Source organism: Streptomyces kurssanovii (assembly GCF_040677245.1).
Classification (GTDB): Bacteria; Actinomycetota; Actinomycetes; order Streptomycetales; family Streptomycetaceae; genus Streptomyces; species Streptomyces kurssanovii.
In genome coordinates this window covers 26,990-46,598 of the sequence record NZ_JBFAQK010000059.1, presented here as the reverse complement: position 1 = coordinate 46,598, position 19,609 = coordinate 26,990, and the positions used below count along the sequence as shown (strand labels likewise).

The following is a 19,609-nucleotide window of genomic DNA, read 5'->3' as shown; positions in this document are numbered from 1 at the left end:
CGGGGGTCAAGGGTGGGCGCAGCCCATCGCGCAGCGACGCGAGGGAGGAACGACCGAGCGCCCTTGACGCACGCCCCGGAGCCGCGACCATCAAGCCCAGGAGGGCGGCCCCACACCACACCAACGAACCCGGCCGTCCCCGGGACCGTAAGGCGTCGCGCCTGACAACCTGGCTCACTTCAACGCTCACCGATCTCACGCCCGGGCCAGGTCCGCCAACGCGTGGCGGATCGATGCGACGACCGCGTCCGGCGACTGGAAGACCTCGCGCGCCGTGAAGCGCAGCACGCGCCGTACACCCGCGCAGCCGGCCAGCTCGTTGAAGCGTCGGGCGTCGCGCTCATGAGCCGGGCGCGTGCCGTGGAATGCGTAGCCCTCGATCTCGACGACCAGTCCCTCGCCACGGAAGAGGAAATCCGGGCGGAACGTCCTTCCGCCGGTGGTCCGCAGTACGACCTGCGACGCCGGGTGCAGCCCGACGTCGTGCATCCGCAAACGGGCGAACGTCTCCGCCGGCGACCCGGCCGCAGAGTCTGTGAGGCGGAGCCACCGCCGGGCCTGCTGCGCTCCGCGCAGCGGTGCGGCGAGTTCGGACGCGAGTCCGGCGCGGGTCACCAACGCCGGCCGGGACACGTTCGCGACGCGGCGGGGCGACAGCGCGGAGTCGGCGGCGACAACTGCTCCGTCGCGAGGTCCGGCGCGCAGGAGGTCGCCGACTGTGCGGACAGGTGTGGTCACGACCAGCCCATTCCGGACGCACCGGTCGACGTCGGAGAGCCGCAGTAGGTGTACGCGGACGCCACCACGTCGGCGGGAGGAGCCGCGAATCCCAGTGCTGAATTCCAGAGGCTCGAGCTCAGCGTTGCTCGTCAGGAGCTCGATCCGGTGCAGGGCGGCGGCTGTGCCATGACTGCAGACCAGGTGGGGCCGCAGTATTTGCATCGCTCGGGCCCGTACGCGCCAGTCCACGGTCCTACCCGGCGCCAACCACGCGCCCCTCTCGATCTGGAGCCAGCCGTCATGGTGAAGCCGTCGGGTGAGTTGGCGAGGCGGCCACCCGGCAGCCAGAGCCTGCGCGGTCAGCAGTACGTCGTAGTGAGTGAGTCGTGTCAGATCCTGCACAGGCGAAGTGTCCGTAGCCAACACGCAAGTCTGCACCCCCTGTGGACAACTGCCGGGAGGTCGAGTCAGCGCCCTGGCTGACGTTGGCTCAATTGCTGCTGTGAAGTCAGGGGTGTCGGCCGGATAGGATGATCGGCGGCGCAGTTGTGATCACGGGGGAGGCGGCTGTGGCTGACGGAGTAAGTGGAACGGCATCGCCCGACACGGGCCAGTCGTTCGACAGTCTCTACGCGGTGAACCCGCAAATGGCCTTGAAGATCGAGGCCGAGAAGATGGCGGCCTTCAAGTCCCGCGTCGACCGCTTGCTGATCGAGCTCGACGGCTCCGAGGCCGCACCCGGCACGATGGGGGACGACCGCCTTCGCCGTGCCCAGCTCGGCGCTCCGGAACTCGGGGAGGCCCAGTTCCTGTACGAGTCGTACGAGATCGTCCATGACGAGCTGACGAAGCTGTCCAAGGTACTTGGAACCCAGATCGAGGGCATGGGCCTGGCGGTGCAGACCTCCCGCTCGGACTACGCGGACGTCGACGACGACATCCAGGCCCGTATGAAGGCGATCAACGCCGAGGTGGAGTCGTACTACGACAAGAACCGCGACCCGTTCGTCGAGGACGTGCCCGCCAAGAAGGAAGCCGACAAGAAGACCGGCTTCTGACGGCCGACCGACAGCACACCACCACGGGGGCAGGACAACATGGCTGATCAGCCGGACGGCAGAGCGCCGCACCCGCAGCCTCGGAGCACGGACTTCGAGTCGATGACCCACCAGCAGCTCGTCGCGTTGCTGGCCTCCGCCGACCCGTCAGGCGCGTCGACCCTCGCGACGAAGCTGGCGAAGGCGTCCACTGCGATCACGAAGATCGGCGAGGACATCAGGGCGCACGTCACGGGCCTGCCCTGGCACGGCGAGGGAGGCGACGCGTTCCGCAACTGGGGCAGCCAGACGGCGAGCGCGACGCTCCGCCTGGGCCAGTACAGCGAGGTCGCGTCACGCTGGATGGAACAGGTGGCCCTGGCGATCACGGAGGCGAAGGCGGCGATGCCGCCTCTGTCGGAGACGACGCAGGCGCAGGGCGCGCTCCGCAAGGCCGAGTCCGCCCTCGCGGCCGCCACCGACCCGGCCAACCGCAACGACCCCGACGCGCGCACCGTCGCCACCACCGCACAGTCCGACGCGACCGCCGCGCAGGGCCGCATCGACGCGGCGCGGGGCGAGGCGGCGCTGCGGCTGCGGAAGCTGGCGCAGACGTACGAGTTCTCGGCGCAACAGGTCAACGGCGTGACCCCGCCGACGTTTCCGCCGCCGGCGATGCACTTGGGCGGTGAATGGCGCCGCCAGGAAAGGCATCTGGCGTTGCCGGGTGGTGTGGCGGCCGGGCCTTCCCGTGCTGAAGTCGGAGCTGGAGCACCGAGCAACGTTTCTCCCGCCTTCGTGAGCGCCGAGGAGGCGCAGCCCGCGAGACAGTCCGATGAGGTGGCGTCCGGACAGGGGCGCGGTGCTGCCTCGGCCCGCATGGAACTCGACAGTCTGGCGCCTGTGACGTCCCTGCCAGGAGCGCCCGGGAGCCCGCTGCCTTCGACTGATGCCCCCACCGGCCGATCGGAACTGGCAGGAACACCGCCTTCGGTGCCACCTGCTGCTCCCGTACGCAAAGTGGTCATCCCCGCGGCTCCACCGGTCACGGGTCGCCTCGGCGCAGGTGGGCTTCGACAACCCGCACTGCCAGGTCAGGCACCGCAGAGCACCGGCACGCCGGGGCGTCTGCCACGCGACAACGGCATCGTCGGTGGACGGCCGGTCCCTCCGACAGCCAGTGGCCCGGCGAAGGGACTTCCGCGTGGCACCGTCGTCGGGGGTGAGGGGATGATGCCCCGAGGCCCCATGGGTCAGGGCCTCGGTGGGCCCAAGGGGCACGGTGCCTCACAGCAGACTGGGGCCTCCGGGGGCCGCCGACTTGCCCGGGAGACGGGCGGGATCGTCGGCGGTACGCCGCAGCAGACCGGCCGCCCGCTGTCTCGGCCGTTCACGCCGGATGGCACCGGGGCTGTCTCGGGCGCTCACGGCGCTCCCGCCGGCCGTCCGGGCATGGCAGCAGCCCCTCAAGGGGCGAATCGCTCGAACCGTAGCCGCGACGGTCGTGACGGCACTCGGCCCGAGTACCTCACCGAGGACAAAGAGACCTGGGGGCAGAATGACCGTCGTGTCGTGCCACCGGTCATCGAGTGATCAGGCCCAGAAGCCGTATGAAGGATCAGATGAATCCCATGAGCAGCCGACCGGTGAGGCGTCATTCCATCCTTTCGCTGGTAGCGGCGGTGGTGCTGACTGCCGCTACCGGCGCTCCTGCTCACGCGGACACGGTGCGGGATCAGCAGTGGCATCTCGACGCCATGCATGCGGAGGAGATGTGGGCGACGAGCACGGGGCGCGGCGTCACCGTGGCCGTGCTCGACTCCGGTGTCGACGACTCACTGGCTGATCTGCGTGGCCAGATCCTTGACGGCGTGGACTACTCCGGGCTGAAGGGTGACGAGCACACGGACCAAGCAGGACACGGCACGGGTATGGCCGCGCTCATCGCCGCAACGGGGGCGCGTGGCAAGGTGAACGGTTCGTATGGTTTGGCTCCCGGTGTAAAAATTCTTCCGATCAAGATGCCTTACCCAAAGGGCAAACTCGACTTCGGCAGCCTGAACTCTGATCCGAACGGCCCCACGACCATGGCCGAGGCGATCCGGTATGCAGCTGAATCCGATGCGAAGATCATCAACATTTCCATGTCAGTAGGGAATGCCCGAGGCGCTCCTGACGGAGGACCGCCGGAGATCGCCTCGGCGGTCAAAGAGGCCCTGAAGAAGGGCAAGTTGATCTTCGCTGCGGCTGGCAATAGTGGCGACACGACCAACTTCGTCGAGTTCCCGGCCGGCACGCCGGGTGTCGTTGGCGTCGCCGGTGTCGACGAGAAAGCCAAGCCCATGAAGGTCTCCCAGTGGGGTCCTCAGGTCGACCTTGCGGCACCTGGCAAGGACATGGTCAGTGCTTGCCCCGGCGGCACGCAGCTCTGTGGCGGCACCGGCACCAGTGGTGCCACCGCCCTCGCCTCCGCCTCCGCCGCGCTCATCTGGTCGCAGCACCCGGACTGGACCAACAATCAGGTGCTCCGCGTTCTGATGCAGACCGCCAGTGGCAACGAGGACGGTCTCAGCCGGGACGACGTCGTCGGGTACGGAGTGATCCGGCCGCGCGTCGCGCTGAAGAGCCCCGGCGACCCGGGCCCGGCCGACGAGTACCCGATTCCCGACTTCAGCTACGCCGACGCGAAGTCGCCGGCCCCGAAGCCCGACGCCTCCGCGCCCGCGGCCGGGGCCGAAGTGCCCGCCGCCAACTCACCCACCGCGGCCGACGGGGACCCCGACTCGACAACCTTGTGGATCGCCGCAGGCATTGGAGCCGCCGCCCTTCTCGGCGCGGCCATCGCCGTACCGGCCCTCCGCAAGCGCCGCTTCAACGGAAGGACATGAACATGGCGTGGGACGAGTGGGAACAGTCCAAGGCCGCCGTAGCGAGCCGTGCCGACACCACGCAGATGAGGCTCAACCAGCTCCCGGCAGAGGGCAGTGCCGGCCAGGACCTCGTTGTGCACGACGACGTCCTCGGCAAGCTGGGCGACATGGCCCGTTCGCTCAGGAACGGGTTGTCCACCCATGGCGACCACGCTCGCGTCGCGACCTTCGAAGCCTCCAACGATCTCTTCAACAATGGTCTGGACATGGGGGCGGGCCTGCTCGAGGTGCACGACGCGTGGAACACCAAACTGGCCACGCTCAAAGAAGCCTGCGGCCACATCTCGAACCACCTCGACTACTCGCGGTCCGTTCATGCGAAGACAGAGCGGAAGATCGAACTCGATATGAAGGCACTGGACGGCACGCTGATGACGGCGTCGCGTATCAGTGACTTGCTCAAGTGATCTGGCGCCATGGGCGGTTCTGTCGGAGGCTCGGAGAATGAAGATCTCATGGTGACATACCAGGAACTGTACGAACTCAATCTCACCAAGCTGAGCACAGCGGTCACGCACTGGCGGCAGATGCTCGACAAGGTGGTCATTCTCGCCGACGGGGGTGACGGCGAGGTCAATGCCGCCGATCTCGAACGGAGGGCCAACGCGGCGGACTGGAAAGGCGACAACGCGACGGTCAGCAAGAAGTTCACGACAACGACAGCGCGTCAATTCGACGACATGGTCACCGAGGCCCGCAGTATTCACAGCATCCTGAGAGATGCCCACGCGAGTCTGACGAAGCACAGAGGGGACCTCCGAGCCGCGGTCGCCGAATGGTCCAAGAAGCAGGTGTACTTCAACAGCAAGGGGAAAGCCGAGCGCTTCAGCCTGGTCGAGAAGCCCGTGGGGCCGCTCCCGCCTGCCGACCAGGACATGGTGACCGCACAGGCCGACATCGACCGAATCCTGGCGGCTGCGGACGAGACGGACCGGATCACGGCGCGGGCCCTGCGCCGCCACGCTGAAAGCAGGTACGACTTCGACGAGAAGGGCTACACGGGGCTCAAGGACGCCGACCGGCATCAGGGCATCGAGGATGCGGACGCCATGCTGCGTCTCGCGGCCAAGGGGCACGAGATGACCGACGCGGAACTGGAGCGCTTCAACCGGGTTGCCGGCTACCACCGTGACAACCCGGCGTTCGCGGAGCGGTTCGCGACCAAGCTGGGGCCTGAGGGAACTCTCGAATTCTGGCGCTCCCTGGCGGATCCTGGGCAAGGCAGGACACCATCGGGTGACCGGGCCAAGATCCTGGAGACAGTGCAGGACAACCTCGGTATGACGCTCGCCACGGCCAGTCGCGTCGACTCCGCCGCCATGCGGGAGTGGAAGGACGGCATCATCGGACTCGGGGACGACCGGATCCATGGACCGAACGGCGTCCGCAGCGCTCCGTTCGGCTTCCAGGTCTTCGGGCCGTTGATGTCCGAAGGTAAGTGGGATGCCGCATTCCTGAACAAGTACGGCGAGAAGCTGATCGATTTCGAGCGCGGCAAGGCCAAGGACCCGGTGCTGGGCACGCCGGACCTGCTCTGGAAGAACCAGTACAACCCGGCCCAGTTGAGCTACCCGCCAGGCGCCGATTCCGAGAGGGACCCGGTGGCCCACTTGCTGGAGGCGCTGGGGCACAACCCGGAGGCTTCCCTCGAGTTCTTCGGTGGGTCATCCGGCCACGACGGCAAGGGTGGTCTGGAGGAGATCAGCAACTGGGACTACCTCGTCGACAAGGAGAACAAGGACTCGCGGGCCTGGCCGAAGGACGACGACGGCAAGACGACGGGGTACCAGTTCCTGGGTCATGCTCTGGAGTCGGCGACACTCGGGTACGCGTACGACAGCGGTGACCCCTCGATTCCGTCCACGAAGACGGCGGAGGAGATTCAGGCGCGTGAGGGTCGGACGGCGCTCATGGAGAGAGTGGTCGATCACTACAAGACGTCCGACTTGATCGACAAGCAGGATGGAATCCGTGAAAGCCTGGCAAGGATGGCAGCGGGCCACATCGACAGCATCAATTATTCCGAGGCGAACTTCGGGGGCGTTGGCGATAGGGGGGGTCGGGGTGAATTGTTTGGTGCCGAGGTGAATCAGTTGCGCGATTTCGAGTCGAGTACGAGCTTCATCAGGGCCCTGGTTACGGACAAGGATGCTTACGAGATTGTTTCCGCTGCCCAGCAAATCTATGGGGCAAGCGCCATGGCCGCGCACGGTTCCGACGACGCAACTGCGATGGATGTCGGCATGCACAGCGTGAAGATGCACGGAATGCTTGACGAGGTGCGTATGGAAGCCATCGGCAAGGAGTTCGCGGACGAAAAGGGTAAGAGGGATATGGAACTCGCGAAGCAGGGGGCATGGCGGGACTTTGCCGCCTCGGCTGTGATCGGAACCGTGGCCGGTGTGGGCGCTGCTGTCATCGTGCCCGCCGGCGTTGCGGCAGCCATCGCAGTGCCTCTCGCCTTTGAGGTGGCAGGCGGTGCTGCTGAGACGCACTTCGCAACCCAGACGATGGATTGGCTGAAGGAGCACGAATACAACAATAGAGATGAGGCCGTGGATGCTATCCAGCAAGCAACGGTGGAAGGAGAGCAGAATGCCATGGCTCCGCTCCTCAATTGGGCTGAGTCGCGCGGCATGGGGCAGCGCCGGGTCTGGGACATCATGGACGACGCTGAGGTTCAATATCAAACGGGGGCACGGCGCACCGACACCGACAATGCGCGAGGGCACTGATGTCGAGGCGAGTAGTTCCCTCCACGCTGACACTGGTCTCACTGCTGGCAGGCGCTGGGTGTGCAGGCGAACAAGAGGTAAGTAGCCCCCAAGTGACAGCGAAGGCGTGTAGGGAAATTCTCGGTGATGCCGGTGTTGGGTGGCTGCAGGATGGCGTCGGCAAGGGGGGTGAACTCACGATGTCAAGTACTAACGACCTTGAGGATGCTCGGCTCAGCTTCCGGAGTCAGCTCCGCGACTGGACACCGGAAAGGAAGGGTACCCCCTACTACTCGGCCCCCAGTTTCTGCACCGCGACTGATGGATTTGGCGAGTTCTCCTTGGAGTTCGGACCTTCCATCCTCCCGCTCGATGCCCCCATCTCTGGGGAAAACGAGGATGGCTTGATTGTAACGCCAGTGAATTCGGACGTCCGGTTGCTTTTGAAACTTGGTGCGGTGGATGTCAGCTATCATGTTTTCGTTGGCTGCAAGATCCCCGGTACGCCGGCACAGCAGAAGAACGATGTGCCACTTGAGGGGCAGATGAGGGACGGGGTCAACGGCAACTCGAGCGCTCGTGTCCACTTCACCCACCTGCTTCATTCCGCCAAGGTCATGACCAAAGCCATCGGCTGCGAGAACAAGCCAGTCATCCCTGCCGAGCCGCCCTCGTCCGTGAAGTGACCGACCGTCGCGACGCGCGAGACGGACGCAGAACTACGAGGGAGGGCGGCTGAGCTCATCGGCCGCGCTGCGTGATCGTCAGGCGCGAGCCCGCCCGCACCCCCCACCCCGCCATCGCGCCCGCCTCCGTCTCCAGGACGTGCCTGGCCCGCGGGCGCGGCAGGCCCACCCGCCCCGGGCGCATCGTCCGGACGGTGAGGACGCGCAGGTCGCGGTCCAGGTAGGCCACGTCGATGGGGAAGCGCATCCCCAACGAGTGGACGCTGCCGCACGGCGTCAGGAGCATCGCGCCCTCGATGCCGTCGCGGCCGAGGAGGCCGCGGCGGCGCGTGCGGTACGTGGCGGCGATCTCGACCGGGGCGACGTCAAGGCCGTCGACCGTCAACCTGCCCGTGCCGTCGTGCCATTGCCGCCGCCTCATGGCGTTCACGCTATCGCTCGATCGTCCTAGGGTCAGGGGTGTGGAAGCAGCGTTGGTGTTCGTTGCCGCCCTGTGGGGTGCCGGGGCCGGGTGGTTGTGTCCGCGGGCGGCGTACCGGCTCGCCGTCGAGCCGGGGGAGGCGTGGCGTGCGGAGTGTCCGGCGGGGCATCCGTACGGTGGGTGGGTGGGTAGGGCGTGTTGCCCGGCCCAGTTGCCGGCGCGCAGAGCCGCGCCGCTCGTGACCGCGGCGGTGTGCGCCGCGCTGGCCGCTGCGGCCGGTGCGCGGCCCGAATTGGTGGCCTGGCTGGTGCTGGTGCCCTTCGCCGTACTGCTGGCGGTGGTCGATGTGAGGGTGCGCCGGCTGCCGGATCACCTGACGCTGCCGTTGGCTGCCGGGGCGGTGCTCCTGCTCGGGGGCGCCGGTCTGCTGCCGGGCGCCGGTGGGTCGTGGTCGACGGCGCTGCTCGGCGGTGTGGTTCTCGGGGGCGTGTACTTCGTGCTGTTCCTGATCCGTCCCGGCGGCATGGGCTTCGGGGATGTGAAGCTGGCGCTGTCGCTGGGCGTCGTCCTCGGCTGGTACGGCTGGGCGGTGCTCTTCGCGGGCGCCTTCGCCGGCTTCCTGCTCGGCTCGCTCTACGGCCTCGGGCTCATCGCCCTGCGCCGCGCGGGGCGCAGGAGCACGATCCCGTTCGGGCCGTTCATGATGTCGGGGGCCTGGCTCGGTGTCCTGCTCGGCGCCCTCGCTTTGCGCTGACGCGGGAATGGACGAGACGCGGTGGGACCCGGCCGCGCAGAATCGATCTCATGGACTCCATCGCGAAGAAGCCCGTGAACCTCACCGAAGCCCTCGCCACCTTCGACGACGTGTACAGTACAGCCCCCGCATCGTCGCCCGGATGAACGACTACGACGTCCGCATCGCGCACACCCTTGGCGACCACGTGTGGCATGTGCACGAGGACACGGACGAGTTCTTCCTCGTCCTCGACGGGGAGTTCGACATCGCCCTGCGGGCCGCCGACGGCACCGAGTCCACGGTCGAGCTGCGCAAGGGCGACACCTTCGTCGTCCCGAAGGGCACCGAGCACAAGCCCACCTCCACCGGCGGCTCGATCCTCATGTTCGAGCCGTCCGGTACGAAGTCCACCGGTGACCGTCACGAGGGTGAGCTCCCGGACAACGTCGACAGCACGACCGGCCACGACCTGGAGTAGCCATGCCTCTCGGGGCCTGAGTGGCCGTCATGCGTGCGGTCCGACCGACACCGTGCTCAGCGTCAACTCGGCGCGGCTTTCCAGGATCTCGGCGACCCGGTCCACCTGGGCGGCGAGCGCGGTCCGGGCGCGCGCCGAGTCGAGTGCGGGGCCGATCGGTTCGACGGTAACCAGGAGGCGCTTGCCCGAGCGGCGCTGGTGCCAGACGCCGGCGGCGGTCCCGTCCACCAGCACCACCGGGTAGTTGCCCGCCTGGCCGCCCGCCAGGGCCCGGGCGTAGGCGGCGCCGGGGAAGAGCCGCTCGCGGGGCCGGCTGGCGATCAGGTACGCGTCGAAGTAGGGGAGCAGATGTACGCCCTGCGGCGGGGCGGAGTCCGGGAAGGCGGTGTCGCCGGAGACGACCCAGGCCGGCGCGCCGTCGAAGACGACCTCCTCGATACGGCCGGCGGTCGCCTGAGCTGCGAATACGTCACGCGCCCACGCCGGCGGTGCCGCCAGCCACTTGGCGAAGTGCGCCGGGGTGGCCGGGCCGTATGCGTGCAGGTAGCGCTGTACGAGTTCCGGCACGGCTCGAGGCCCGTCCGCCGGCGTGACGCCGGGGCTGGTGTACGTCACCTTGCGGCCGCGGTTGGGGCCGAAGGCGAGGGCGCCGCGGTGGGCGGCCGTGTGGGCCGCCTGCCGCCAGCGCGGCCACTTGTCCTGGAAGGCTTCCATGACCCGGTCCCCGGCCCAGGGGCCCGTGCGGTCCACGATCGCCTCCGTCAGTTCGTCGACGGTCAGCGGCTCACCGGCCAGAGCGTCGCGGATGGCCTCGACGACCTCGTCGGTCTGCTGCGGAGTCATCCGTACGTCGTCGGGCCAGGGATCGGGCCCGGCCGGGATCGCGGACAGGGCGCCCGTCCACATCGGCAGGTCCGCCGTGGGAAGCAGGTGGACGGTGCCGCGCGGGCCGTACGTTTTGGTCAGGGTCCGGTCGCTCCAGAGCGCCTCGCGTACGTCCGTCCGGGTCGTGCCGGCCGGCAGTCGCAGCGCTGTCGACAGCTCCGCCGCGGACATCACCTGGGCGTGTGCGCCGAGCATCGCGCCCACGACGTCGGCGGGGGAGCCGAGGCCCGCGCCTTCTGGGCCTTCCCGGCCGGCCGGTCCTTGGGCGGTCAGCCCCTGGACCGTGAGGCCCTGGCGGGCCAGTCGCCGGGCACTCGCCCGCGTCCACGTCACGTCAGTCGTCGTCATGCGGAGACGGTAAGCGCCATATAGGTCAGAACCTGTCCTGTATAAGCCAAATAGGCGCGGCGGTCGGGCATTTGACGGAACGTCACTACATTCGTCAACGACGCGCCTCGCGGCCCGGGTCCCCCGTGGGAGGGACGGTTCCGGGGCATCGGGGCTGGTACCGCCCCGCCCCTCGCGCCGCCCGGCGAATTCCGCCCCCACTTCCGGCATGGCGTGGCACCGCGCACCGCTTACGAAGGGTTATGGTGGAAACCCCCCCTCGGGCCGGTCCGTATCCCCCCCACGGACCGGCCCGTTTTATGTCTCCGCCCGACGGGTCAGCCCCGGTCGGCCCAGATGTTCGTGCCCTTCGTGTCCACCGCGAAGGTGTCGATCTCCTCCAGCTCCGCCTGCGTCAGAGGCGCCCCGGCCAGCGCCGCGACGTTCTCCTCGAGCTGCTTCACGCTCGACGCGCCGATGAGCGCGGACGTCATGCGCGGGTCCCGCAGCACCCACGAGATCGCCAGCTGGGCCAGCGACTGGCCACGGCGCGCGGCGATGTCGTTGAGTCCGTTGAGCCGGCGCACGACCTCGTCGGACAGCAGGTTCGGGTCGAGCGACTTGCCCTGGGTGGCCCGCGAGCCCTCGGGGATGCCCTTCAGGTACTTATTGGTGAGCAGCCCCTGCGCGAGCGGCACGAAGGAGATGCAGCCCATACCGGCGCTCTCCAGGGTGTCCAGCAGGCCGTCGTTCTCGATCCAGCGGTTGATCATGGAGTACGAGGGCTGGTGGATGAGCGCCGGGACACCCATCTCCTTCAGCAGCCCGGCCGCCTCCGCCGTCTGCTCCGCGTTGTAGGAGGACACGCCCACGTACAGGGCCTTGCCCTGGTGCACGGCGGATGCGAGCGCTCCCATCGTCTCCTCGAGCGGAGTCTCGGGGTCGAAGCGGTGGGAGTAGAAGATGTCGACGTGGTCGAGGCCCATCCGCTTCAGGGAGGCGTCCAGCGACGACAGCAGATACTTGCGCGAACCCCACTCGCCGTAAGGGCCGGGGTGCATGAGATAGCCGGCCTTGGTGGAGACGACGATCTCGTCCCGGTAGCGGGAGAAGTCCTGCGCGAAGATCTTGCCGAAATTCAGCTCGGCGGATCCGGGCGGCGGTCCGTAGTTGTTCGCAAGGTCGAAGTGGGTGACGCCCAGGTCGAAGGCGCGGCGCAGGATCGTGCGCTGCGAGCCCAGCGTGCGGTCGTCGCCGAAGTTGTGCCAGAGGCCGAGGGAGAGCGCGGGCAGCTTGAGGCCGGAGCGGCCGCTGCGGCGGTACTCCATGGACCCGTAGCGGTCGGCGTCGGCGAGGTAATAAGGGGAATCAGTCACGCTTCCCTCCTTATCACGGACTTGTGACACTCCGGGTTGGGCCGCCGTGCCCGGCCCGCAGTAGGGTTGCGCCTTCGGGGACTGCCGCATGGAGGGGTGTAAGAACTGTGAACCTGCGCGACCTGGTGTACAGGCTCTACGCACGCCGGGTGGAAGGCCGCCTCGACCATGCCCAGGTGCCCAAGCACATCGGTGTCATCCTCGACGGCAACCGCCGCTGGGCGAAGGCGTCCGGCGGCACGGCCGCACAGGGACACCAGGCCGGTGCCGACAAGATCTCCGAGCTGCTCGGCTGGTGTGCGGAGACCGACGTCGAGGTCGTCACCCTCTGGCTCCTTTCCACGGACAACTTCGACCGGCCCGAAGAAGAGCTCAAGCCGCTTCTGGGCATCATCGAGAACACGGTGCGTAACCTCGCCGCCGACGGGCGCTGGCGGGTGCACCACGTGGGCACCCTGGACCTGCTGCCCGACCACACGCAGCGGGTCCTGAAGGAGGCCGAGCAGGCCACGGCGGACGTGAAGGGAATACTGGTCAACGTCGCCGTCGGCTACGGCGGCCGCCAGGAGATCGCGGACGCGGTCCGTTCGCTGCTGCTGGAGCACGCGGCGAAGGGCACGAGCTTCGAGGAGCTCGCCGAGATCGTCGACGTCGAACACATCTCCGAGCACCTGTACACGCGGGGGCAGCCGGATCCCGACCTGGTGATCCGTACCAGCGGGGAGCAGCGGCTCTCCGGCTTCATGCTCTGGCAGAGCGCACACTCCGAGTACTACTTCTGCGAAGTCTTCTGGCCGGCGTTCCGTAAGGTCGACTTCCTGCGCGCACTGCGCGACTACGCGGCGCGCCACCGCCGCTACGGCGCCTGACGGCCGCGCCGCCTCTCCCTGAACCGGGCCCCGCCCCGGTCCCCTTCACGCTCCGCCCGGGACCGCCGTGTCGCCTCCCCCGCGTGGCGCGGCAGCCGCGCGCCCCCTCGACGCGCCTCGTCACCGCACGTTCATCCGGCAGACGCCCGGCCTCCTGGCATGGCCGCACTTGTTCGAGGGCATACCTCTTGCAGGTCGACGTCCGATCCACGAACGTCGTATCTCAGTGAGCGGCTCACGCCGCCCACCCGGGAGGCCCTTTGCACACGAAGGACTGCACCAGCGGTGCGGACCACGCGGAGGGCCGGCGCTCGGCCCGCGCATCGTGGCCTGAGCCCGGCCCGTCCCCCGCTTCGGCGGGAGGACCCATGGCCCGCGACGCCGTCGCACCCCGACCTCGTCCGAGGGGGTACGTCCTTCCGTGGTGAACAGCACAAAGCGCCGTATGAACGACCGGCGCACCTACGTTCTCGACACCAGCGTCCTGCTGGCGGACCCGAAAGCCATGAGCCGCTTCGACGAGCACGAGGTCGTGCTCCCCGTCGTCGTGGTGACGGAGCTGGAGGCCAAGAGGCACCATCCGGAGCTCGGCTACTTCGCCCGGCAGGCGCTGCGCCTGCTGGACGACTTCCGTGTCCGGTACGGCCGCCTCGACTCTCCGCTGCCCATCGGGGACCTCGGTGGCACGCTGCGTGTCGAGCTCAACCACTCGGATCCCGGCGTACTGCCGGCCGGTTTCAGGCTGGGGGACAACGACTCACGGATTCTGGCCGTCGCGCGCAACCTCCAGGCGGAGGGGTACGACGTCACGGTCGTCTCCAAGGACCTGCCGCTGCGCATCAAGGCGTCGTCGGTCGGCCTGCTCGCGGAGGAGTACCGCGCGGAGCTCGCCATCACCGACACGGGCTGGACGGGCATGACCGACCTGCCCCTGACGGCGGAGCAGGTCGACCTGCTGTACGGGGAGGAGACGCTGTACGTACCGGAGGCGGCGGATCTCCCCGTGCACACCGGTCTGGTGCTGCAGTCCGAGCGCGGCAAGGCGCTGGGGCGGGTCACCGCCGAGGGCAACGTCCGCCTGGTACGGGGCGACCGCGAGGTGTTCGGCATCCACGGACGCAGCGCCGAGCAGCGCATCGCCCTCGATCTGCTCCTCGACCAGGAGGTCGGCATCGTCTCGCTCGGCGGCCGGGCCGGCACCGGCAAGTCGGCGCTGGCGCTGTGCGCGGGCCTCGAGGCGGTCCTCGAGCGCAGGCAGCACCAGAAGGTGATGGTCTTCAGGCCGCTCTACGCGGTGGGCGGGCAGGAGCTCGGCTATCTGCCGGGCACCGAGGCCGAGAAGATGAGCCCGTGGGCGCAGGCGGTCTTCGACACGCTGTCCGCCGTCGCGGGCCGTGAGGTCATCGAGGAGGTCCTGAACCGCGGCATGCTGGAGGTCCTGCCGCTGACGCACATCCGGGGCCGTTCCCTTCATGACGCGTTCGTCATCGTCGACGAGGCCCAGTCGCTGGAACGGAACGTACTCCTGACGGTTCTGTCCCGTATCGGGGCGAATTCCCGGGTCGTCCTCACGCATGACGTGGCTCAGCGGGACAACCTCCGGGTCGGCCGCTACGACGGAGTGGTCGCGGTGGTGGAGAAGCTGAAGGGGCATCCGCTGTTCGCGCATGTCACCCTCACCCGCTCGGAGCGTTCACCGATCGCCGCGCTGGTGACCGAAATGCTGGAGGACGGGCACATTTGATCCGTTAGGCCCCAGGGGCCTATCTGGCAAAAAGGGCAAGTCACTTGACGCCGCCCGGCGAAGCGCAAGAGCGTAGCCGGGCGGCGTCGTGCTGTCCGCCGATTCCTTCAAAAGCCCTGGCTCAAACGGGGTGTGAGCTTTCACACGCAACGAAGAATTGCCTTGCGGCCTCGCCCTGCGGCAGAGTCTTGCTTCCGTCAGGCCCCGCATGCGACACATCCGCACCACAGTTGGTGCACAGCAACACACAATTCAAGACATGTCAGTCGCATGCCGCCCGCGAGCACAATGCGGCAGCTCCCCCCGGGAGTTGCCCACCGGGCCCGCGCCTCCCGTGACCCGATCAGTGGGGAGGCCAGCGTCAGGGGCAAGATTTCGCTCGCGGGGTCACCTGTGCGAGCGATGCTGGAAGGAAACCGTGTGAGCCGGATCTCGGTCCGGGGATTCGCAGTGGCTTCGGCTACTGCGGTCACCACCGTCGGCGCCGTCGTCGGCGTCGCGTCGGGCAACACTCAGCCCTCGGGCGACAACCTCGAGACGACTGCCGCCGACGCGACGCTCCTCGCGGACATTCCCATGGGCGAGCAGGCCCAGATCCAGGTGTCGTCCCTGACGCAGCAGGCCGACGCACAGGCCGCTGCCGCGGACGCGGCTGCGAAGAAGTCCGCCGAGGAATCGGCACGCATCCAGGCGGCCGAAACCGCCAAGGCGAAGAAGGAAGCCGCCGAGGAGCAGGCGAAGAAGGAGCGCGAGGAGGCCGCGGCCGCGGAGGCCCGCGCCAACCGCGACTCCGTCCGCGACGCGTCGAGCTTCTCCACCCAGGCGTCCTACAGCATCGCCGAGGTCCAGGCGATGGCACGCCAGATGGTGCCCGCCGACCAGTTCCAGTGCTTCAGCAACATCGTGGACCACGAGTCCAGCTGGAACTACCGCGCGCAGAACCCGTCTTCCGGTGCGTACGGCCTCGTCCAGGCACTGCCGGGCTCCAAGATGTCCACGGCCGGCGCCGACTGGCAGACCAACCCGGCCACCCAGATCAAGTGGGGCCTGAACTACATGGACAGCCGCTACGGCAGCCCGTGCGGCGCCTGGTCGTTCTGGCAGGCGAACCACTGGTACTAGCAGGCCTCCGGCCCGCCGGTCGCTCAACTTTTCGGAGCCCCTCACCGTCCTACGGTGAGGGGCTCCGTGCGTGTACGGTCTCCATTCGGTACTCCCCGGCGGGGGACACCCGTGCCTCGAGGGCGCAGGGGGAGAGTGGCGGGGGGAAGAGGAAGCATCATGTCGAAGGTTCCAGGATGGCTCGGCCGGGTGGGCGCCGGGCTGACCCGGATGGGAGAGCGTCTCGAGGAGCGCCGTAACGAGGGCGCCCCGGACGCCGACGACGAGCTGCCCGGCGCCCCGCGGCTCCCCGAGAGCGTTCCCCCGCCGCCTGCCTACGCGCCGGCCGTGTCCGCGAAGCCCGACCCGGTCGCCGCCATCCCCTGGGGGATGCGTGTCGCGGCGGAGGCGGGCTGGCGGCTGCTCGTACTGGCGGGCACCCTCTGGGTGTTGATGCGGGCGATCAGCGCCGTGCAGTTGGTGGTGCTGGCGTTCGTGGCGGCCCTGCTCGTCACCGCGATGCTCCAGCCGACCGTCGCCCGGCTGTGCAGGCTCGGCCTCCCGCGGGGCTTCGCCACCGCGGTGACGGCGATCCTCGGCTTCGTCATCATGGGCCTGGTCGGCTGGTTCGTGGTGTGGCAGGTGATGGACAACCTGGACAACCTCTCCGACCGCGTCAGGGACGGCATCGACGAGCTGAAGCGCTGGCTCCTGGACAGCCCGTTCCATGTGACGGAGAGCCAGATCAACGACATCGCGCAGAACCTCAGCGACACCATCGGCACCAACACGGAGGAGATCACCTCGGCGGGTCTCCAGGGTGTGAGCGTGATGGTCGAGGTGCTCACCGGGATACTGCTGGCGATGTTCTCCACGCTGTTCCTGCTGTACGACGGCAGGCGCATCTGGGAGTGGGTGCTCAAACTCGTCCCCGCACAGGCGCGGCAGGGGGTCGCCGGTGCCGGACCGCGTGCCTGGCGCACCCTGACCGCGTACGTCCGCGGCACGGTGATAGTGGCACTGATCGACGCGATCTTCATCGGCCTCGGGATCTACTTCCTCGATGTGCCGCTGGCCGTGCCGCTCGCCGTGTTCATCTTCCTTTTCGCCTTCATCCCCCTGGTCGGCGCGGTCGTCTCCGGCGCTCTCGCGGTGGTCGTCGCGCTGGTCACGCAGGGCGTGTTCACGGCGCTCATGGTGCTGGTCGTCGTCCTCGCGGTCCAGCAGATCGAGGGCCATGTGCTGCAGCCGTTCATCCTGGGCCGCGCGGTGCGGGTGCACCCGCTCGCCGTGGTGCTCGCCGTGGCCTGCGGCGGACTGACCGCCGGTATCGGCGGCGCGGTGGTGGCGGTCCCGCTGGTCGCCGTGACCAACACGGTCGTCGGCTATCTGCGGGTGTACGGCCAGGAACAGGCGCTGCGCCACTCCCCGCCGCCGCACGGCTCGACGTCCCTCGACGCGGCGGCGGCGACGGCCGCGGCGGAGGAGTCCCGGCCGGGGCGGAACCGGACACCGGAGGAGTCGGAGTGATCTCGGAACCGGAGCTCGTGCCTGAGGGGTACTTCGGCGCGGCCGAACTCCCCGGACAACGCCCGGCCGCCGACGACGTGGTGGCGGAGGACCAGGGCCCCGCGGGCCCGCGCCGCGCCCTTCCCGCCTGGCTGTGGGCACTCGGCGGCGCGGTCGTCGCGTCGGCGGTGTGGGCGGGCGGCCTGTACGTGCACTCCGCCGCCGAACCGGACCTCGGGGGGTACCGCGTGAGCCGGAACCTGTGCCTGGACGCGGAGTTGAAGGCGCTGTCGGCCGCGATGGGCGAGCGCGTGGGCCAGGGCTCGGCATGGCGCAGTACGCACGAGAGCCTCGACGACGCGTCGTGCTACTTCGAGATGAGGCCGACGGGGTACGAACTCCCGACCGACGAGGACGGGAACGAGCTGGGCTCGCTGCCGAGCGTCTCGGTGGGCTACACCCTGCACAAGAAGACCGATCCGGGCCCCGAGTTCGAGGGGGCCGTGGCAGCCCGCCACACAGCCGTCGAAGAAGCAGCCGTCGAGGAATCAGACGAGTCGGTCGGCGACGACGGGACGGCACTGCGGCGCGTCGACGGTCTCGGTGACATGGCCTTCGTCGTCCGGGACAGCGGCGGCATCACTCTGGAGGTGCTGGACGGCCAGGCGGTGCTCACCATGTCGACCAGCAGCGACTGGGACGCGGAGACCGGTGAGCCGCTCACGGACGTGGCCGACTTCGAGCCGATGATGGCCGAGGACATGAAGGCCTTGATGGCCAGGCTGAAGAGCTGACGGCACACAGAAGGGCCCCGCCGGCCGTTTCCGGTCGGCGGGGCCCTTCTGCGCGAGTGCGAGGACTACTCGGCCATGACGGCCTCTGCGTCCAGCGTCGTACCCACGGCCTGGATCACCGCGGCGATCTTGACGGCCTCCTGGATCGTCTCGCGGTCCACTCCGGCCTTGCGCAGCACCTGCTCGTGGGAGTCGAGGCACTGGCCGCAGCCGTTGATGGCGGAGACGGCGAGCGACCACAGCTCGAAGTCGACCTTCTCCACACCGGGGTTGCCGATGACGTTCATCCGCAGACCGGCACGGAGCGTCCCGTACTCCGGGTCCGACAGCAGGTGCCGGGTCCGGTAGAAGACGTTGTTCATCGCCATGACCGCGGCGGCCGACTTGGCGGCGGTGTACGCCTCGGGCTTGAGGTTGGCCTTCGCCTCCGGCTCCAGCTCGCGCAGCACCCGCGGCGAACGCGAGGCGATCGCGCAGGCCAGCACGGTGCCCCACAGCTGCTGCTGGGGAAGCTCGCTGTTGCCGATGACCGAGCCGAGGTTCAGCTTCAGGTCCTTGGCGTAGTCCGGTACGGCGGCCTTCAGTTCATCGAGAGCCATGTCGGATCACTCGCCCGACAGCAGCGCGACGGGGTCGAGGGTGTTCTCGCCCTTGGTCCAGTTGCACGGGCACAGCTCGTCGGTCTGCAGGGCGTCCAGCACGCGCAGGACCTCCTTGGGGTTACGGCCGACGGACCCGGCGGTCACCATGGTGAACTGGATCTCGTTGTTCGGGTCGACGATGAAGACGGCGCGCTGCGCGAAGCCGTCCTCGCCCTCGATGCCCAGGTCGCGCATGAGCTCGTGCTTCGAGTCGGCCATCATCGGGAAGGGCAGGTCACGCAGGTCGGCGTGGTCCTTGCGCCAGGCGTGGTGGACGAACTCGGAGTCGCCGGAGAAGCCGAGGATCTGGGCGTCACGGTCGGCGAACTCGTCGTTCAGCTTGCCGAACGCGGCGATCTCGGTCGGGCAGACGAAGGTGAAGTCCTTGGGCCACGCGAACACGACCTTCCACTTGCCCTCGTAGGACTTGTGGTTGATCTCCTCGAACTCCTTGCCGCTCTCCAGCGAGACGCAGGCAGTCAGCTCGAACGTGGGGAACTGGTCACCGACAGTGAGCACGCGCTCTCCTTGCAAACAGGATTTCCCTTTTGGGGGCATCCGGTGGGGTTGGACGGATCTTGATAGTGGCACAGAGTGCATTGATCGCGGAAATAGCTAGACTCGGTCATCGCGATCGGAGG

Annotated in this window: 18 protein-coding genes and 1 pseudogene; 13 read left to right on the top strand and 6 right to left on the bottom strand. The window is 68.4% G+C overall.

Features of this window, described 5'->3' with window-relative positions:
* Nucleotides 1–195: 195 nt before the first annotated feature.
* A complete protein-coding gene (locus tag AB0K36_RS28905; RefSeq protein ID WP_364599932.1) occupies nucleotides 196–738 on the bottom strand; it encodes an endonuclease domain-containing protein in 543 nt (180 codons plus the stop codon).
* A gap of 551 nt (nucleotides 739–1,289) precedes the next feature.
* Between AB0K36_RS28905 and AB0K36_RS28900 the strand changes: the two genes are divergently transcribed.
* The 6 genes from AB0K36_RS28900 to AB0K36_RS28875 all read left to right on the top strand — a co-directional run bounded on the left by AB0K36_RS28900 (nucleotide 1,290) and on the right by AB0K36_RS28875 (nucleotide 8,087).
* On the top strand, nucleotides 1,290–1,778 hold the full coding sequence (locus AB0K36_RS28900) for a DUF2563 family protein (RefSeq protein WP_435877953.1): 489 nt from the start codon (nucleotides 1,290–1,292) through the stop codon (nucleotides 1,776–1,778).
* A gap of 102 nt (nucleotides 1,779–1,880) precedes the next feature.
* Nucleotides 1,881–3,350, top strand: a complete 1,470-nt coding sequence (locus AB0K36_RS28895; protein WP_364599930.1) for a hypothetical protein — start codon at nucleotides 1,881–1,883, stop codon at nucleotides 3,348–3,350.
* 17 nt (nucleotides 3,351–3,367) lie between these two features.
* A complete protein-coding gene (mycP, locus tag AB0K36_RS28890; RefSeq protein ID WP_364599928.1) occupies nucleotides 3,368–4,645 on the top strand; it encodes a type VII secretion-associated serine protease mycosin in 1,278 nt (425 codons plus the stop codon).
* Nucleotides 4,646–4,647: 2 nt separating this feature from the next.
* Entirely contained in the window at nucleotides 4,648–5,094 is a 447-nt protein-coding gene (locus AB0K36_RS28885) for a hypothetical protein (protein WP_364599926.1), read from the top strand.
* 48 nt (nucleotides 5,095–5,142) lie between these two features.
* Nucleotides 5,143–7,422, top strand: coding sequence for a DUF6571 family protein (locus AB0K36_RS28880; protein ID WP_364599924.1), 2,280 nt, complete (start codon nucleotides 5,143–5,145; stop codon nucleotides 7,420–7,422).
* Between the two features lie 92 nt (nucleotides 7,423–7,514).
* Nucleotides 7,515–8,087, top strand: coding sequence for a hypothetical protein (locus tag AB0K36_RS28875; protein ID WP_364599922.1), 573 nt, complete (start codon nucleotides 7,515–7,517; stop codon nucleotides 8,085–8,087).
* A gap of 55 nt (nucleotides 8,088–8,142) precedes the next feature.
* Here the strand turns inward: AB0K36_RS28875 and AB0K36_RS28870 are convergent, their stop codons facing one another.
* Nucleotides 8,143–8,508: a DUF192 domain-containing protein gene (locus tag AB0K36_RS28870; RefSeq protein WP_364599920.1), complete on the bottom strand. Its 366-nt coding sequence runs from the start codon at nucleotides 8,506–8,508 to the stop codon at nucleotides 8,143–8,145.
* A gap of 40 nt (nucleotides 8,509–8,548) precedes the next feature.
* Here AB0K36_RS28870 and AB0K36_RS28865 point away from each other — a divergent pair, with 40 nt between their 5' ends.
* Together AB0K36_RS28865 and AB0K36_RS28860 are read left to right on the top strand one after the other, a co-directional pair.
* Complete coding sequence (locus AB0K36_RS28865) at nucleotides 8,549–9,262, top strand: prepilin peptidase (RefSeq protein WP_364599918.1); 714 nt, start codon at nucleotides 8,549–8,551, stop codon at nucleotides 9,260–9,262.
* 50 nt (nucleotides 9,263–9,312) lie between these two features.
* Nucleotides 9,313–9,722, top strand: a pseudogene (locus AB0K36_RS28860) (cupin domain-containing protein).
* Nucleotides 9,723–9,749: 27 nt separating this feature from the next.
* Here the strand turns inward: AB0K36_RS28860 and AB0K36_RS28855 are convergent.
* Nucleotides 9,750–10,955 carry a winged helix DNA-binding domain-containing protein gene (locus AB0K36_RS28855; RefSeq protein WP_364599916.1) on the bottom strand — a complete coding sequence of 402 codons (1,206 nt, stop codon included), beginning with the start codon at nucleotides 10,953–10,955 and terminating at the stop codon, nucleotides 9,750–9,752.
* Between the two features lie 317 nt (nucleotides 10,956–11,272).
* Nucleotides 11,273–12,310, bottom strand: a complete 1,038-nt coding sequence (gene mgrA / locus AB0K36_RS28850; RefSeq protein ID WP_364599914.1) for an L-glyceraldehyde 3-phosphate reductase — start codon at nucleotides 12,308–12,310, stop codon at nucleotides 11,273–11,275.
* A 107-nt stretch (nucleotides 12,311–12,417) separates the two neighbouring features.
* On the opposite strand from mgrA, the gene AB0K36_RS28845 reads away from it, so the two are divergent.
* The 5 genes from AB0K36_RS28845 to AB0K36_RS28825 all read left to right on the top strand — a co-directional run bounded on the left by AB0K36_RS28845 (nucleotide 12,418) and on the right by AB0K36_RS28825 (nucleotide 18,327).
* Nucleotides 12,418–13,179 (top strand): isoprenyl transferase, encoded by a 762-nt coding sequence (locus AB0K36_RS28845; protein ID WP_189466337.1) that lies wholly within the window; start codon nucleotides 12,418–12,420, stop codon nucleotides 13,177–13,179.
* A 421-nt stretch (nucleotides 13,180–13,600) separates the two neighbouring features.
* Entirely contained in the window at nucleotides 13,601–14,923 is a 1,323-nt protein-coding gene (gene phoH2, locus AB0K36_RS28840) for an RNA 5'-3' helicase PhoH2 (protein ID WP_189466335.1), read from the top strand.
* Between the two features lie 420 nt (nucleotides 14,924–15,343).
* Nucleotides 15,344–16,045 carry an aggregation-promoting factor C-terminal-like domain-containing protein gene (locus AB0K36_RS28835; RefSeq protein WP_189466334.1) on the top strand — a complete coding sequence of 234 codons (702 nt, stop codon included), beginning with the start codon at nucleotides 15,344–15,346 and terminating at the stop codon, nucleotides 16,043–16,045.
* A 159-nt stretch (nucleotides 16,046–16,204) separates the two neighbouring features.
* Nucleotides 16,205–17,554, top strand: coding sequence for an AI-2E family transporter (locus tag AB0K36_RS28830; protein WP_364599911.1), 1,350 nt, complete (start codon nucleotides 16,205–16,207; stop codon nucleotides 17,552–17,554).
* The gene (locus tag AB0K36_RS28825; RefSeq protein ID WP_364599909.1) at nucleotides 17,551–18,327 is read left to right on the top strand and encodes a hypothetical protein; all 777 of its coding nucleotides are present in this window, start codon (nucleotides 17,551–17,553) and stop codon (nucleotides 18,325–18,327) included. The genes AB0K36_RS28830 and AB0K36_RS28825 overlap by 4 nt, the downstream gene beginning before the upstream one ends.
* A 65-nt stretch (nucleotides 18,328–18,392) precedes the next feature.
* Here AB0K36_RS28825 and AB0K36_RS28820 read toward each other — a convergent pair whose 3' ends face one another.
* Entirely contained in the window at nucleotides 18,393–18,926 is a 534-nt protein-coding gene (locus tag AB0K36_RS28820; protein ID WP_189466328.1) for an alkyl hydroperoxide reductase, read from the bottom strand.
* 6 nt (nucleotides 18,927–18,932) lie between these two features.
* Nucleotides 18,933–19,487, bottom strand: coding sequence for a peroxiredoxin (locus tag AB0K36_RS28815; protein WP_189466326.1), 555 nt, complete (start codon nucleotides 19,485–19,487; stop codon nucleotides 18,933–18,935).
* Between the last annotated feature and the right edge of the window lie 122 nt (nucleotides 19,488–19,609).